The 16,470-nt window shown below is 46.5% G+C and carries 10 protein-coding genes; 9 read left to right on the forward strand and 1 reads right to left on the reverse strand.

Annotated features, from left to right (window positions below):
• Positions 1-19: 19 nt before the first annotated feature.
• The 3 genes from gltB (at position 20) to kapB (ending at position 6,674) form a co-directional block, all read left to right on the forward strand.
• Positions 20-4,615, forward strand: a complete 4,596-nt coding sequence (gene gltB / locus BM058_RS04940; RefSeq protein WP_090925924.1) for a glutamate synthase large subunit — start codon at positions 20-22, stop codon at positions 4,613-4,615.
• A 39-nt stretch (positions 4,616-4,654) separates the two neighbouring features.
• Positions 4,655-6,139: a glutamate synthase subunit beta gene (locus BM058_RS04945; protein WP_090925925.1), complete on the forward strand. Its 1,485-nt coding sequence runs from the start codon at positions 4,655-4,657 to the stop codon at positions 6,137-6,139.
• A 157-nt stretch (positions 6,140-6,296) separates the two neighbouring features.
• A complete protein-coding gene (gene kapB, locus BM058_RS04950) occupies positions 6,297-6,674 on the forward strand; it encodes a sporulation phosphorelay system protein KapB (protein WP_090925926.1) in 378 nt (125 codons plus the stop codon).
• Positions 6,675-6,828: 154 nt separating this feature from the next.
• Here the strand turns inward: kapB and BM058_RS04955 are convergent, their stop codons facing one another.
• Positions 6,829-8,538: a PucR family transcriptional regulator gene (locus BM058_RS04955; RefSeq protein WP_090925927.1), complete on the reverse strand. Its 1,710-nt coding sequence runs from the start codon at positions 8,536-8,538 to the stop codon at positions 6,829-6,831.
• Between the two features lie 160 nt (positions 8,539-8,698).
• Between BM058_RS04955 and BM058_RS04960 the strand changes: the two genes are divergently transcribed.
• From BM058_RS04960 to BM058_RS04985, 6 genes are all read left to right on the forward strand, one after another.
• Positions 8,699-9,913, forward strand: coding sequence for a cystathionine gamma-synthase family protein (locus BM058_RS04960; protein ID WP_090925928.1), 1,215 nt, complete (start codon positions 8,699-8,701; stop codon positions 9,911-9,913).
• Positions 9,914-9,933: 20 nt separating this feature from the next.
• A complete protein-coding gene (locus BM058_RS04965; RefSeq protein ID WP_245736847.1) occupies positions 9,934-11,160 on the forward strand; it encodes a M20 metallopeptidase family protein in 1,227 nt (408 codons plus the stop codon).
• Positions 11,160-12,200, forward strand: coding sequence for a homoserine dehydrogenase (locus BM058_RS04970; protein ID WP_090925929.1), 1,041 nt, complete (start codon positions 11,160-11,162; stop codon positions 12,198-12,200). Before BM058_RS04965 ends, BM058_RS04970 begins: the two co-directional genes overlap by 1 nt.
• Positions 12,201-12,227: 27 nt before the next feature.
• The gene (locus BM058_RS04975; protein ID WP_090925930.1) at positions 12,228-13,670 is read left to right on the forward strand and encodes an aldehyde dehydrogenase family protein; all 1,443 of its coding nucleotides are present in this window, start codon (positions 12,228-12,230) and stop codon (positions 13,668-13,670) included.
• A gap of 80 nt (positions 13,671-13,750) precedes the next feature.
• Positions 13,751-14,962, forward strand: coding sequence for a M24 family metallopeptidase (locus tag BM058_RS04980; protein ID WP_245736849.1), 1,212 nt, complete (start codon positions 13,751-13,753; stop codon positions 14,960-14,962).
• Positions 14,963-15,077: 115 nt separating this feature from the next.
• Positions 15,078-16,445, forward strand: coding sequence for a TRAP transporter large permease subunit (locus tag BM058_RS04985; RefSeq protein ID WP_090925932.1), 1,368 nt, complete (start codon positions 15,078-15,080; stop codon positions 16,443-16,445).
• Positions 16,446-16,470: the final 25 nt, after the last annotated feature.

Genomic DNA, 16,470 nt, shown 5'->3' on the forward strand with positions numbered 1-16,470 from the left:
GAAAGAGGTGGAGAAGGTAATGACACAGCCTTATATCTCACAGAGAGCAGGCCTTTATAGTCCTGATTTTGAGCGTGACAACTGCGGAATCGGGTTTTTAGCCAATATAAAAGGGAAAAAATCTCATGATATAGTAGAGAACGCTCTGACTATACTATCGAACCTGGAACACCGGGGTGGTCAGGGAGATGAGCCGAACACAGGAGACGGTGCGGGAATGCTGCTGCAGCTGCCCCATCAGTTCTTCCGAAAGTGGGAGGCGAATCTTTCATTCACCCTTCCGGAAGAGGGGTATTACGGCGTTGGTATGATGTTTCTTCCGGCCGAGGAAACAAGGCTCCGCCGCAGCATAGAAGAAATAAACACTATTATAGAAGAAGAACAGGGACTGCTCGGTTGGAGGGAAGTCCCGGTAAACGACAGCATGATCGGAAATGCTGCGCTGAATACGAAACCAGCTGTTTATCAGGTGTTCATCGAACGAGTTGGAGCGGAATTGTCCCAGGATGATTTTGAAAGAAAGCTGTATGTTATCCGCAAACGGATAGAAAATGAAGCTGGAAATGCCGTCGAAGAAGGAGATTCTTTTTATTTTGCGAGTCTTTCTTCGCGTACCATTGTATATAAAGGTATGCTCACTACCGAGCAGCTGCCGCAGTTTTATTATGAACTGCACGATCCGGCGTTTGAAACGTCTGTGGCAATGGTGCATTCCCGTTTTTCAACCAACACATTTCCAAGCTGGGAAAGAGCGCATCCAAACCGTTACCTCATTCACAACGGCGAAATCAACACGATAAAGGGTAATGTGAACTGGATGCATGCACGGGAAGCTGTCGTTCATTCCGAGAAATTTAAAGAGGATCTGGATAAAGTTCATCCAATTATTGATCATCACGGCAGCGATTCCTCGATGTTTGACAACACATTTGAATTTCTGACACTGGCAGGTCGTTCCATGCCTCATTCGGCTATGCTTATGATTCCGGAGCCGTGGCAGAATAACGACCATATGCCTGAAGATAAAAAAGCATTTTATAAGTTTAACAGTACACTGATGGAGCCATGGGACGGACCGACGGCGATTGCCTATACAGACGGCCGGAAAGTAGGGGCCTGTCTGGACCGTAACGGCCTGCGCCCGGCACGTTATTATGTAACAAAAGACGATCACATTGTCATGTCGTCTGAAGTCGGTGTTCTGGATATCGATCCCGAAGATATCCTCTATAAGGAACGTCTTCATCCCGGTCATATGCTCGTTGTAGATATGGAAGAAGGACGTATCGTTCCGGACGGGGAAATTAAACAGGATATTGTGAATCAGAACCCATATAAAGAATGGGTGGAAGAATGCCTGACAGATCTTGAAGACGTCATGGAAAGCCGTGAAGTATACAATACGGATTTTGATCATCTGAAGGAAAGACAGATCGCCTACGGTTACACGTATGAGGAGCTTGATAAACTAATCAAGCCAATGGCTGCCGGCGGACAGGATCCGGTAGGTTCGATGGGGTATGACTCTCCGCTTGCTGTTTTATCCGAGAATCCCCAGCTTCTTTACAACTATTTCAAACAATTGTTTGCCCAGGTAACAAACCCCTCCATCGATGCCATTCGTGAAGAGCTGGTTACCGCTGTAGGGACAACGATCGGCACAGAGGGAAATCTCCTTCATCCTGGACCCGAGGGCGCTCGTCACCTGTATCTTAAGACCCCGGTCCTGAATAATGAAGACTTTGCCAAACTTCGTTCCAACAAGATTGAAGGTTTTGAGTCTGTAACACTGCCGATGGTTTTTAATGCATCAGAAGGTGAAGGGGCTCTTGGTCCTGCACTTGAAAACCTGTTTGCGTCTGCGGATAAAGCTGTAGAGGAAGGTGCAACACTTATTATTCTAAGTGATAGAGATGTAGACAGCACCCAGGCGCCGATTCCGGCGCTGCTCGCTGTCGGCGGCCTGCATCATCACTTTATCCGTAATGGAATGCGGACTCAGGTCAGCATCGCAGTAGAAACAGCAGAACCGAGAGAAGTTCATCATTATGCAGTACTGCTCGGTTACGGGGCGGAAGCAGTAAATCCGTATCTTGTATTTGACAGTATTGATGAAATGATCAGAGATAAGTGGCTGGAAGATACATCTTATGTAGAAGCAGTGCAGCATTATATAAAATCTGCAACCAAAGGAATCATGAAAGTATTGTCGAAAATTGGTATTTCGACGATTCAGAGTTACCGCGGAGCCCAGATTTTTGAAGCTGTCGGAATCGCTCCGGAAGTAGTGGACAGGTACTTTACCTGGACTCCTTCACGTATTGGCGGTGTCACACTTGATATGATTGCTAAAGAAGTGCTGATCCGTCATGCCAAAGCCTATACAGAGCAGGAAGGCGCGGACAGAACCCTTGAACCGGGCGATGACATGCAGTGGAGACGAAACGGAGAGCCTCATCAATATAATCCGCATACCATCCACATGCTTCAGCATGCAGCGAAACAGAACGATTATGAGTTGTTTAAGAAATATTCAAAAGCTATCAATAAACAGGAAGATAAACAGACGACCCTGCGCGGGATGCTGGAATTTGAAACCGAAGGAAGAAATCCGGTATCTCTTGATGAAGTAGAGTCAGCCGAAGATATAGTCAAACGGTTTAAAACCGGAGGTATGTCTTTTGGCGCAATTTCGGAGGAAGCTCACGAAGCACTGGCGATTGCGATGAATAAAATCGGCGGAAAATCCAACTCCGGTGAAGGCGGAGAAGACCCGGACCGGTTTATACCGGATGCCAACGGCGATTCCCGGCGCAGCTCGATTAAACAGATTGCGTCCGGCCGCTTCGGAGCAACAAGTCATTATTTGGTTAATGCAGATGAAATTCAGATAAAAATCGCCCAGGGAGCGAAGCCGGGTGAAGGCGGTCAGCTTCCCGGAAACAAAGTGTATCCCTGGATTGCCAAAGTCCGTGGGACTACGGCGGGAGTAGGCCTTATTTCGCCGCCTCCTCATCACGACATTTATTCCATTGAAGATCTGGCTCAGCTTATTCACGACTTGAAAAATGCCAACCCATCGGCGACCGTCAGTGTAAAACTGGTATCTGGAACCGGAGTCGGCACGATTGCTGCAGGCGTTGCAAAAGGACGCGCCGACGGGCTTGTCGTGAGCGGTTATGACGGCGGAACCGGAGCAGCAGCGAAAACGAGTATTAAACACGCTGGTCTGCCGTGGGAAATAGGTTTGTCGGAAACACATCAGACACTTGTGGAGAATAATCTCAGGAACCGTATTAAAGTTGAAACCGACGGTAAGTTGATGACCGGCAAAGACGTAGCCGTTGCTGCGCTGCTTGGAGCAGAAGAGTATGCTTTTTCGACGGCACCGCTCGTTGTACTCGGCTGTGTCATCATGCGTGTATGCCATCTGGACACCTGTCCTGTAGGAGTGGCAACACAGAACCCGGAACTACGGAAGAAATTCATGGGGAGTCCGGACCATGTCGTTAACTTTATGCACTTTGTTGCTGAAGAACTTCGTGAAGTAATGGCGGAACTTGGATTCACAAATCTGAATGAAATGGTTGGAAGAACCGATATGTTGAAGCAAAAAGACAGCGTGAACAACTGGAAAGCTAACGCTGTAGATTTAACCAATCTCCTGTACCGTCCGAAGAAGCTGGATCAGTCCAAACACTTCGGTCACCGGGAACAGGATCATCAGCTTGAAGAATCTCTGGATGTCACGACACTTTTGAAAGCAGCGGACAATGCTGTTCAGAATAAAGAACCGGTGTTTGGCGAATTTGCCATCCGCAATACCGACAGAGTAACAGGAACCATTGTAGGAAGTGAAGTAACCAAACGTTACGGGGTGGACGGTCTTCCGGAAGACACAATCCGTTTTACGTTTCGGGGATCCGCCGGTCAGAGTTTCGGCGCTTTCCTTCCGAAAGGAATGACGCATACCCTCATCGGTGATGCCAATGATTATTTCGGTAAAGGATTATCCGGAGGAAAAATTATTGCTTTTCCTCCTGAAAATTCAACATTTGCTCCGGAAGAAAGCATTTTAATCGGTAATACAACCTTTTATGGCGCCTCTTCCGGTGAAGCTTATATACGCGGAGTTGCAGGAGAACGCTTTGCCGTGCGTAACAGTGGTGCTGATATAGTCGTGGAAGGACTGGGCGATCACGGCTGTGAGTATATGACAGGTGGTACTGTCGTAAACCTGGGAGCTACCGGTAAAAACTTTGCTGCCGGCATGTCAGGCGGAACGGCCTATGTTCTGGACCGGGATGGGACGCTGGCATCGTTTTGCAACCAGGGAATGGTGAACCTGGAACCGGTCGAGCAGGAAGAAGATATAAAACGGCTGAGAAGTATGATTGAACGTCATGCTTCCTATACTGAAAGTTCACTGGCAGAAAGCATACTGCAGCAGTGGAAGAACATGCTGCCGAAATTTGTGAAGGTTATTCCATATGACTATAAACACATGCTTGCCTCTATCGAAAACGCTAAGAAAGAAGGGCTTACTGAAGAAGAAGCCATCATGAGCGCGTTTAACGAAACGAAGACAGCTGCATCCCGCGTGGGAGGAAAATAAAAGACGTCATCAAGATTTATTACGTTTGGAGTGAAAGGTATGGGTAAAACGACAGGTTTTATGGAGTACGAAAGGGAAGCTCCTCCGAAAATAAAACCGATGGAACGTGTGAAAAACTGGCAGGAATTTCAGCTTATAATGCCGGAAGAGAAACTGCAGGAGCAGGGTGCGCGCTGTATGGACTGCGCAATCCCTTTCTGCCAGGCCGGAACCACGATGGAAGGGTCAGGCGAAATTGGCTGTCCGGTTTATAATCTGATTCCGGAATGGAACGATCTTGTTTACCGCGGGCAGTGGAAAGAAGCATTAGCCCGTCTGCATAAGACAAACAACTTCCCGGAATTTACTGGAAGAGTCTGCCCGGCCCCGTGTGAAGGCTCCTGTACAGTAGCTTTAAACGATGATCCGGTAACCATCAAATCCATCGAATTCAACATTGTAGAAAGAGGATTTCAGGAAGGCTGGATTACGGCGGAACCACCCAAACAAAGAACTGGGAAAAAAGTGGCGGTTGTCGGATCCGGACCTGCCGGACTCGCAGCAGCCGCCCAGCTCAATAAAGCCGGTCATCAGGTTACTGTTTTTGAAAAGGATGACCGTATCGGCGGTCTTTTGACATACGGTATTCCGGATGTCAAACTTTCCTATCATATTATTAAAAGACGACTTGATATTATGGAAGAAGAAGGCGTTGAATTTGTCACAAATGCGGACATCGGACTGAATTATCCGGAAGAAGATTTGAACCGGGATTTTGATTCTGTCATTCTGTGCACCGGAGCACAGGTGCACCGTGATGTACCTGCAGAAGGAAGAGGTCTTGATGGTATTCACTATGCCATGGATTTTCTCCGTTCAAACACAAAGTCGCTCCTTGACTCAGAACATGGGGATGACAACTATATCTCTGCCGAAGGCCGGGACGTCATTGTCATCGGAGGCGGCGACACCGGAGTAGACTGTATTACGACATCCATCCGTCATGGCTGCAACTCTCTGATTCAGTTTGATATTCACCCGGAAAAAGATGTCATGCGTCCTGAAGATAATCCATGGCCGCTATATCCGGTTGTCTATGGACAGGAAGAAGGTCATAAGGAAGCAGAAGCTGTTTTTGGTGATGATCCCCGCACGTACAAAGTCATGACGAAAAAATTCGTTGGTGACAAGAATGGACGGGTGAAAGAGCTTCACACTGTGGATGTTGACACAGTCTATGAAGACGGGAAAAAAGTAAGAAAAGAGATCCCTGGAACAGAGCGTGTCTGGAAAGCCGATCTTGTATTTCTCGCAGTAGGTTTCACCGGCCCGGAACAGGACCTGCTTGAAAAAATGGAAATTGAAACAGACGAACGGAGCACTGTGGATGCAGAATACGGATTGTATCAAACCAACAAGGACCATATATTTGCCGCAGGAGACAACCGAAGAGGTCAGAGTCTTGTTGTTTGGGCTATTCATGAAGGTCGTGAAGCAGCACGTGAAAGCGACAAGTACCTCATGGGCACGACCAATCTGCCTTAATAAAAGGGACGAATAAAAGGGACGGGCGCTAAGCCCGTTTCTTATCCTGCGAACTTAAAATTTCACGCACCGTAATTATATTAGAAATTTATAGAAACGAGATGTTAAACTATAATAGCACATGAAGATAAAAAATATAGCGTAAAGGAGCCATTTCATGACAAATTCTTTTATAAAAGCTTCTTATAAAACAGGGGTTTATGCTGGAGAGAAGATAGATGAAAAAAATGATAAAACGCTAATGAAAGTAGCTGCTGTCTTAAAACACCCGATGCAGGGTGACCTTCATCAGCCCAGGCAAGTCGATGTACCACTTTTCCATGAAAGAAAAGCTCTTGCTGAACATGAAAAAGTCTGGGTTCCTACCCCGAACGTAAAAGCTTTCGATGAAGAAATTCCACCATATCGTGAGTCTTTATTAAAAGCCGTCGTTGATCTGGAGAACGACCTTACCCGCAGGAACGATGATTATTCAGTAAAATCACTTGAAACACTGAAAGAGCTGAAACGGGATTATCGCATCGAGGAAGATTAAAGAGTCGATTAATAGGAGCCGGGGAAGTAATGGCACCGATGAGAATAGAAACGCTTCCGACTGCCTTTTCAGGTAATCGGAAGCGTTTCTTCTGAGATATCTTTTATATTACACGGAAGCATTTCATCAACTATTGAAGTTTCTTCATAATTTTTCACTCTTCCGTGGATTTTTTATCAGACGCCGCACTTATGTTATGAAGGCGTATGGAGAGATCAATTAAAAACCAATCATCGGAATCATCAAGACTGCAGCTGGTCATTTTTTCAACTTTTCTCAGACGATAGGTTAAAGACTGCCGGTGCAGATTTAAGTCTCTTGCGGTCTGACTTATGTTTCCTTTGTTCCGGTTAAACACAACGAGCGTATGAACAAGGTCAATTCCGCGCTGGCGGGAGTAACTTAAGATCGGTGCAAGAATTGCTCCTGTAATACTGCGGAGTTCTTCATTTTCGGTTAAGGCGAGAAGGGCACGATCAAACCGGGTGTTGGCATATGTTGTAACAAAACCGGCACCTTTTTGGCGGCGTCCGATATCAAGAGCCGAACGTGCCTCCTTATATCCTTCGTGAAAAAAATCATCTCCAAATGTTTTCGCAATACCCCATGACAAGTCAAGAGCAGAGTGTACCTGACGTACCCGGTATTCCAGCAGTTCGATAAATGGATACGCTGTTTCGACACCTTTTTCGGTGTGGGTTTCTACGAATATAATCAACTCTTCTTTCTGGAAGGTGGTCATTGTCCTGGCATGCAGCATCCGCCCCGTATGGTACACTTCTTCTTCCAGCCATTCTCCCAGCTGCCTGACCCAATTTTCAAAAGATGTCATGGGGGGCTGTTGTTCATCGTAAAGGTAATCCAGCTGCTCCGGGTGGCAAGTAATGCATAAATAAGGGACGTTCAAATGATAGCCGAGGGATTTTGCTCTCGATAATGCGGCATCTCTCGATTCAAATGTTCCTTCGGCCAGGCTCCATACAAAATCATTTTTCAGTCTCATTTCTGTTTCCACAGCGGCCTGATCATGCAGAAAACATAATGCCGAAGTTGTTACAGCATGTTCAAGAAGGATTAACATATTTTCTTCATATATATCATCTTCAGGAAGCTGTTCCGGCCATTCGATTAAGATAAATCCTTGAATTTCTCTGGCCCCCTGTACCGTAAGCTGCAGGGCTTTATTTTGATCCATATGAACCCAGTGCATTTTGTTAGGAAGCGCCCCGGTGTCATAAGCTTCTTCCATCTGAAAAAAAAGGGGGTCCCCGTGCTGTTGAAGGTGTGACTTCCAACTATTTTCAAGGTTCTGCGCTCCGGCAGTTTTAGCTTTCAGACCTCCCCGTCGGTCTGCAATAAGAGCCGGCATCCTTAAACGCCGGGAAAGGTAAGCTGCGATCTCTGCTGTTCCTTCTCCATTCAATATAATCTCCAGCAGTTCTCTTCGAATTCTATCGGAATACTCCACAAAACTTCGCTCTTGCTGATGCAGGGCTGTTGATATGGCATGGCTGACATCTGCAAAACGAACTTCCCACGGCAGCTCAATAAGAGGAAATCCCCGGGACTGGCAGTGTTCAATAACAAGAGAGGGGATTTCCATTAAATATCGTCCCGTGGCAATAATAAGTGCCGCCGCATTTGAATTCATGACTTCCTCTGCGAAGGATAGAAGTTTCTTTTCATCATTCTCGCATCCAAATGCGGCTGTCAATACAACTTCATTGATGCGTACAAAGTCTTCAACCGGCAGCTCGATAATAGAAACCCATTCCACCGGATTGTTCAATGCAGCTGGTGTTTCCGTTTTCGTATCTGCTTTTCTAAGAATCGGCAGTTCAAGCATTTCTTGTACACTGAACATAAAGACACCTCCCGCTCAACCCATGTGAGAAAATATGTTATGCATCTTGGTGAAACAGCACGAATGACTTTTATACAACTTGATGAATGGAATCATTTCCTTTCTATCGTATGATAAAAAGAGAGGAAAAGAAAGTATGACGTGAAAGGAAGTGTGAACCATGAGAAACGAAGAAAACCGGATCATTCAACAGTCAACCAAAGCCGTGTGGTCCGGCGAGAAAGAATATAGAGCCCACGGAGCAACACAAGTGCCTGTGGTACACAGTGTCGCTTATTCCTATGATGATCTGGATCACTGGTACGATGTGGCCGTAGGACGTGAAAAAGGTCATATCTACGGGAGAAACACGAACCCGACAGTGGAATCGTTTGAGCAGAAAATACGAGATCTTGAAGGAGCAGAGGCTGCGACGAGTTTTTCCACCGGAATGGCAGCTATAAGCAACTCCTTGTCTACTTTTTTAACACCAGGGGACCGGATTGTATCTATGAATGATACGTACGGTGGTACAAATAAAATTTTCAGTGAATTTCTCCCCCGGATGGATATTGATGTAAGACTCTGTGAAACGGGTAATCATGAAGAAATAGAAAAAGAAGTACGTAAAGGATGTAAGATTCTTTATTTGGAAACACCTACGAATCCGACCGTTAAAATCACGGATCTGGAAAGAATGGTACGGGCAGCCCGGGAAGTTGGTGCTATGGTCTTTGTCGACAACACATTCGCTACTCCAATCAACCAGAATCCACTGGAATACGGGGTGGATCTAGTTATTCACAGCGCGACAAAATTCCTTGGCGGTCATGCCGATGCCCTTGGCGGCGCTGTGTGCGGCAGTCGGGATCTCGTGGAAAAGATTTTTCATTACCGTGAAATTAACGGCGCGACAATGGATCCGATGTCGGCCTATCTGCTGTTAAGAGGGATGAAAACCCTTCATCTTCGTTTAAAACAGTCCTGTGATTCCGCGATGACAATTGCCCATTATCTGAAAAATCATGAATTGGTGGATGACGTCTTTTATCCAGGCTTAAAAGACCACCCCGGGCACGATATCGCCGCCAGTCAGATGAAACAGTTCGGCGGTATGCTCAGCTTCTCCATGAAAGGCGGAATGGAAGCAGTACGTGATTTTCTGCCGAAGCTGCAGTACGCCAACCGCGCAGCCAACCTTGGTTCAGTGGAAACAACCGTCGGCCCTGCAAGAACGACTAGTCACGTAGAAAATACACCGGAAGAGCGGGCTGCACTGGGAATTCCGGAAAGTCTCGTCCGCTACTCTGTCGGCATTGAAGATCCAGATGATTTGATAGCGGATCTGGAAGCGGCTTTTGATTCTTTAAAAGAAACAACTGTTTCCAAAGAGTAACAGATAAAGGGGGCTGTATAGTGCAATCAGAGCATTATCTCTACCAGAAAGCAGCAGCAATGCAAACGGAGTTATCATCATGGCGGCAGCACTTACACAAGTATCCTGAACGGAGTTTTCAGGAAGAAAATACAGCAGCCTTTGTCGAGAAAGAACTGCGCAGAATCTCTGGAATGGAGGTTTTTTCCGGAGAAAAAGATACCGGGCTGAACACCGGTGTGATCGGAATTCTTAAGAAAGGAAACGGTCCGGCAGCAGCACTCCGGGCTGATATGGATGCCCTGCCCATTCAGGAAGATAATGACACATCCTACCGTTCGGTTCATAACGGCGTGATGCATGCCTGCGGACATGACGCTCATACGGCCATGCTGCTCGGAGCTGCCCGTCTTCTGGCCGAAGAATCGAGTTTCGAGGGTACGGTGAAGTTTATTTTTCAGCCTGCAGAGGAAATGACAGATAGAAACGGAAAATCCGGTGCTCCTTATATGATTCAACACGGAATTCTTCAGGATGTCTCTGTTGCTTTTGCTCTTCATATGGATCCTGAATATCTTCCTGGTACCGTCCGTCTGCACGAAGGCCCGAGTATGGCAAATGTGGACACCTTTCAGGCGGAAATACTAGGAACAGGAGGGCACGGAGCATACCCGCATCTTGGAACGGATCCTCTCTGGATACTGTCTTTTGTCATACAGGCTGTTCAGGGGATAACTTCAAGAAAAACATCTCCGCTTTCTCCATCGGTAATCAGTATCGGCGAAGTGAAGGCTGGCTCATCTACAAATGTGATCCCGGATCAGGTGAGGATACAGGGAACGATAAGAAGCTATGATCAGCAAACACGCCTTCATCTGGAGCAGGAGCTGGAACAAGCCTTCTCGATTGTTGAAGCAATGGGCGGCACGTACCATCTTCAAGTGGATAAAGGGGAACCTGCTCTTCAGAACGATAAAATGGCTGTTCATCTGTTTGATCAAACGTTACAGACTATATTCCCTGATTACTCCATTTTACGGAAGCCATACGGCCTGGGCGGCGAAGACTTTGGATACATGGCCGAAAAAGTGCCGGCTGCCATGCTTTTTCTGGGGGCAGGTTTTGAAAATAGCCAGCAACGGGGTCTGCACATGTCCCGTTTTGATCTTGAAGAAGAAATGCTGCCGGTAGGCGCTTCCCTTCTTGCAGGCACGGCGCTTCAGTATTTTCAACACAATGAAAAGAATAAGGAAGGGAGTGGAATGTAATGGCACACAAACTGGCTTTTATCGGATTCGGCGGTGTCGGCCGGGGACTTGCTCAAATCATCCAGGAGAGGGAATCTTCTCTGAAGAAAAAATACGGAACGGATTTTCAGATGGTCTCCATCGCCGATTTATACAAAGGGTCACTGCATCACCCGGATGGTTTGAATATACAGGCTGTGTTCGATTCCCTTGAAAAAGACGGAACCCTTCATCATTATCCGGATGAGGAAGGATTAATCAGGGGTTGGGATAGTCTCACTACAATTGAACGATCAAACGCGGATACGATGGTTGAAATCACATTCACCGACATCCAAACCGGACAACCGGCCATCGATCACTGCAAAAAAGCGTTTGCCGCGGGAAAAAATGCCGTCTTGACGAATAAGGGGCCCGTTGCCCTCGCTTACTCTGAACTACAGGAAATGGCGGCGCAGCATAATGTCCAGTTTAAGTTTGAAGGCACGGTTATGAGCGGAACACCCGCGATCCGCATGCCTCTAACCTCTCTGGCTGGAAACGAAATCAGCGAAATACGGGGCATATTTAACGGTACCACCAACTACATCCTTTCGCGTATGGAAACCGGAATGACGCTCGACGATGCACTCGAAGAAGCACAGGATAAGGGATACGCAGAAGCGGATCCGACAAGTGACCTGGAAGGCTGGGATGTTCTCTATAAAGTTATCATTCTCGCCAATGTCGTCATGGATGCCGGACTATCCAAAGAGGATGTGTTTTGTGAAGGCATTACCGTACTGTCTCCGGAAGATGTTCAGCAGGCATCTTCTGAAGGTAAAAGGTGGAAGCTTATCGGCAAAATAAAAAATGACCAGGGAACCGTGTCGGCTTCGGTCTCCCCTGAAAAAGTTCCGCAGGATGATCCTCTCGCCGGAATATCCGGAGCCCTGAATGCCGTCACGTATGAGTGTGATCTTTCAGGTCCGGTGACACTCATGGGAGCAGGCGCAGGTATACCTGAAACTGGTTTTGCTTTATTAATTGATTTAGTCAATATAGAACGTAACCATGTCTAACACTTCACATGAAAGGCGGCGGGTAACATGGCTGAACAAATAGGAAAACAGAAAATGCTGCTGGCTGGAGAATGGGTGGAAAAATCAGAAGAGATTGAAGTGCGGAACCCGGAGAACAATGAAGTAATAGGTACTGTTCCGGCCGGTTCTGCTTCCGATATGAAACAGGCGGTCGAACTTGGCCGGGAAGGTGCAGAAACAGCTTCCAATTTATCAGTCCGGGAGAGAATGGACATTCTGACGAAGGCAGCAGATTATATCGAAGCACACCTTGATACATTTGCTGTAACCATTGCCATGGAAGGAAGCAAAACCATTAATGAAGCCAGAAGTGAGACGGCAAGAGCAGCGGAAACGATCCGTATCAGCGCGGAAGAGGCGAGACGTCTCACCGGAGAATCTATAAACTTCGATCAGATGCCTGGTAATACAGATCGGATGGGGTATTATTTCCGTTTTCCAGTTGGAATCATTGCGGCGATTACACCTTTCAATGATCCGCTGAACTTAATCGCTCATAAAATCGGACCTGGTATCGCAGCAGGCAATGCCGTCATTATTAAACCGGCAACAGAAACGCCGTTAAGTGCTGTTAAGATGGCGGAAGCATTTATGAATGCCGGCCTTCCGCCTAAAGTGTTAAGTGTTATTACCGGCCGTGCGGGAGATATCGGCGATGTTCTGATTGAAAGCCCGGACGTCAATATGATCAGCTTTACAGGTGGAATGGAAACGGGAGAAAGCATCGCTAAAAAAGCGGGATTGAAAAGGCTGTCCATGGAACTGGGTTCCAATTCTCCGGTTATTGTAAGGGCGGATGCTGACCTCGATGCCGCTGCAGCATCGTGTGCAGACGGTGCTTTTGCAGCCGCAGGGCAGAACTGTCTTTCGGTGCAGCGGATTTATATCGAAGAAGAGGCTTACGATTCTTTTCGGTCCCGCTTTCTTCAGGAAACAGCTGACGTAAAAACCGGCAGTAAATTGTCGGAAGATACAGACGTGGGGCCGCTGATTAATGAGAAAGAAGCCAAACGAGTGGAGCGTTGGATAGAGGAGGCAGTGGAAGCCGGGGGTACCATTGCTGCAGGCGGTACCCGCAGCGGAGCTTACGTGGATCCAACTGTCCTGGAAAATGTTCCGGACGACGCTCTTATTGTTAAAGAAGAAGTATTCGGCCCGGCCGTGCTGCTTTTTAAAGTGAAACACCTTGATGAAGCGATAAAACGTTCTAATGATGTCAACTACGGTCTGCAGGCCGGGATTTTTACAACCAATATCAATGCCGCCCTGAAAGCTTCGAAAAAACTTCATGTCGGGGGCGTTATGATTAATGACAGCAGTGACTTTCGTATTGATGCCATGCCATTTGGCGGTGTAAAAGGTTCCGGCCTTGGACGCGAAGGCGTAGAATATGCAATAAAAGAAATGTCGGAAGAACGGATTGTCGCTTTTAAATGGACGGACGAGTAAAAAAACAAATGGGGCGGCGGTCTATCAGTCCGTCCTCTTTGTAACATTGTGAAATGGACAGCCAGGAAAGGGGTGGAAATGTGTTTTCAAATGAAGAATATTTGGTGAGAATGAATCAAACGAAACAAAAAATGATGGAATACGGTATTGAAGTGCTTCTTGTATCCAACCCATCCAACATGTTTTATCTGACCGGTTATAATGCCTGGTCTTTTTATGTACATCAGATTCTTGTTGTTATGATTGATGAAGAACAGCCGATTTGGATCGGCAGGGAAATGGACGCCCACAGTGCTCAGGTTACAACCTGGCTCGATGACAATCATATCATTCCATATCCCGATGAATTTGTACAGTCAACGATTAAGCACCCTATGGATTTTGTTGCAAACATTCTGACCGAAATCGGACAGGGCAATCGAAAGATCGGACTTGAAATGGATGCTTTTTATTTTACGGCTATGTGTTATGAACGAATCATGCAGGGACTTCCAAATGCTGAATTCCGGAATTTCAGCACACTTGTAAACTGGGTGAGGCTCATTAAATCCGACACGGAAATCGAATGCATGAAAAAGGCATCCAGAATTCTGGAAAACGCAATGAATGCCGCGTATGATACAGTAGATATCGGTATTCGCGAAAATGATGTGGCTGCCGCGATTTATCAAGCGCAGATCAGTGGGACTTCAGATTTTGGCGGTGACTATACCTCCATTGTTCCAATGATACCGTCAAATGAAAATACAGCCAGCCCGCACCTAACATGGACAGATAAACGGTATCAATACGGAGATTACATGACCATAGAAATTGCCGGCGCCTATAAACGCTATCATACTCCAATGGCAAGAACGCTTGCTATCGGGGAAGCACCAGATAAAGTACAGGATCTCGCCGATGTTGTCGTGGAAGGCATTGAGACTACGATGGAACACATCAAACCTGGGATCACGGCTGAAGAAGTAGAAGATATCTGGAGTAAAACTATTGCAAAGCGCGGCTATTTCAAAGAATCACGGCTGGGGTATTCCATTGGATTAAGTTATCCGCCTGATTGGGGAGAACACACCGTCAGTTTCCGAAAAGGGGACCGGACGATGATGCAGCCGAATATGACATTCCATCTAATGCCGGGCATCTGGCTTGATAATTACGGCGTGGAAATCACTGAATCTATCCGTATTACGGAAAACGGCTGTGAGACGTTCGCCGATGTTCCTAGAGATCTTCATATAAAAAAACCGTCCCAGGTTAGTTCGTTTACCTCGGAGAAAAACCAGGCCACGTGAGCTTATCCGCTCTGCAGTCCGACGGCACTGCAGAGTTTTTTTCGCAGAGCTGATGGTGGAAACAAAAAGAGCATGATACGATGAATATGGATGGTACACGAAAGAAGGGAAAATCATGAATAATAACTATCTCGGAACCGCTTCCTTTGCCGCGGTCATTTTGTATCTGTTTTATGTATTTGTTTCCGCAGTAGCCGTTCAATATATATTCAGCGGCGTGGCAGCTCTGCTTTTGTTTTTCTCCTTATTTAAAATGAGCCCGCTGAACCGAAGCGTTATTCTTCTACTTCTGCTTATTGGAAGCAGTCTTTTTTATTTCTATGACACGAATTATATCGAAGTATTAACAAGCTTCGGTGAAAATATGAATCTGCTTGCTCTTTTTCTGCTTATACCATTACTCGGCATTCTAATGTCGGAATCGGGATACCTGCAGGCACTGCAGGCTTATTTTCTGGAACGGGAAAAGCGTCACGCTTCCCACCCTTACCGAATGGGATTTTTATTAACAGCTTCCATGGGTTCCATCTTAAATCTGGGTTCAATGCCGCTTGTCTATAACATAGGATATGAAAGCTTCTCTTCATTCGAAAATAAACGGTTTGTGATGATGCTGCTCAGGGCCTTTGGCTTTTGTATGCTGTGGTCTCCTTATTTTATTAATGTAGGATTAATCTTGAGTCTATATAATATTTCCTGGATCCATATCGGAGGTCCTGGTTTGGTGCTGGCTCTGATTTATGCAATGTGTATCCCGCTTTTTTTCCGTCAAACAGTATTTCAGAATGAACGAAGGGTGATTAATCAACAGACGCAAGTTGAGGATATAAAGACAGTGAAACATCGTTTAATGATGCTTGGAGGTTTTGTTTTGGTTCTGCTCACCCTCTCGTTTGCGGCGGAATCTCTGTTTTCCATCTCGATGCTTGCGTCTGTATCTCTTATCGCGCTTTTTTTACCGGTAATCTGGTCGGCTTGTACAGGAAACAGTCGTACATATATTCAATCTGGATTGCAGCATATCAGGAATTCTTTCGGACGTCTGTATAATGAAATAGGCATTTTTATAACGGCCGGCTTCTTTGGCGAGGCTTTGTCATTGAGCGGGGCGGGGGAATGGTTGTCTACGATGATGTTAAAAGGGTCTGGAGGAATTATCCCTGTTTTAATCCTGATGCTGATCGCAACGGCTGTAGCACTGGCATTTGTTGGTATACATCCGGTCATCATTGTCCTTGGGTTTGGAAGTTCCCTGCAGCCGGCACATTTTGGAGTGGAGCCGGCATTTATGGGACTCATGCTGCTGACGGCATGGATGATGGCGGTGCAACTCTCTCCATTTTCCGGATCGGTGTTAATGGCGTCCAATCTCATGAAAGAGACACCTTGGACCGTCATTCGTAAAAACGTTCCGTTTATTGCCGTTATGACTGTAGTCATGACAACGGTACTAAGCGTTATGGAGTGGTCCGGTCTGCTTTAACAGGGGGGCGTTATATTGATCTTCT

Source organism: Salibacterium qingdaonense, from assembly GCF_900114715.1.
Taxonomy (GTDB): Bacteria; Bacillota; Bacilli; order Bacillales; family Marinococcaceae; genus Salibacterium; species Salibacterium qingdaonense.

What these genes read in the sequence shown, in the direction of transcription:
- gltB (WP_090925924.1), top strand. Translation starts at nt 20, where the DNA reads ATGACACAGCCTTATATCTCACAGAGAGCAGGCCTTTATAGTCCTGAT.
- BM058_RS04945 (WP_090925925.1), top strand. Translation starts at nt 4,655, where the DNA reads ATGGGTAAAACGACAGGTTTTATGGAGTACGAAAGGGAAGCTCCTCCG.
- kapB (WP_090925926.1), top strand. Translation starts at nt 6,297, where the DNA reads ATGACAAATTCTTTTATAAAAGCTTCTTATAAAACAGGGGTTTATGCT.
- BM058_RS04955 (WP_090925927.1), bottom strand. Translation starts at nt 8,538, where the DNA reads ATGTTCAGTGTACAAGAAATGCTTGAACTGCCGATTCTTAGAAAAGCA.
- BM058_RS04960 (WP_090925928.1), top strand. Translation starts at nt 8,699, where the DNA reads ATGAGAAACGAAGAAAACCGGATCATTCAACAGTCAACCAAAGCCGTG.
- BM058_RS04970 (WP_090925929.1), top strand. Translation starts at nt 11,160, where the DNA reads ATGGCACACAAACTGGCTTTTATCGGATTCGGCGGTGTCGGCCGGGGA.
- BM058_RS04975 (WP_090925930.1), top strand. Translation starts at nt 12,228, where the DNA reads ATGGCTGAACAAATAGGAAAACAGAAAATGCTGCTGGCTGGAGAATGG.
- BM058_RS04985 (WP_090925932.1), top strand. Translation starts at nt 15,078, where the DNA reads ATGAATAATAACTATCTCGGAACCGCTTCCTTTGCCGCGGTCATTTTG.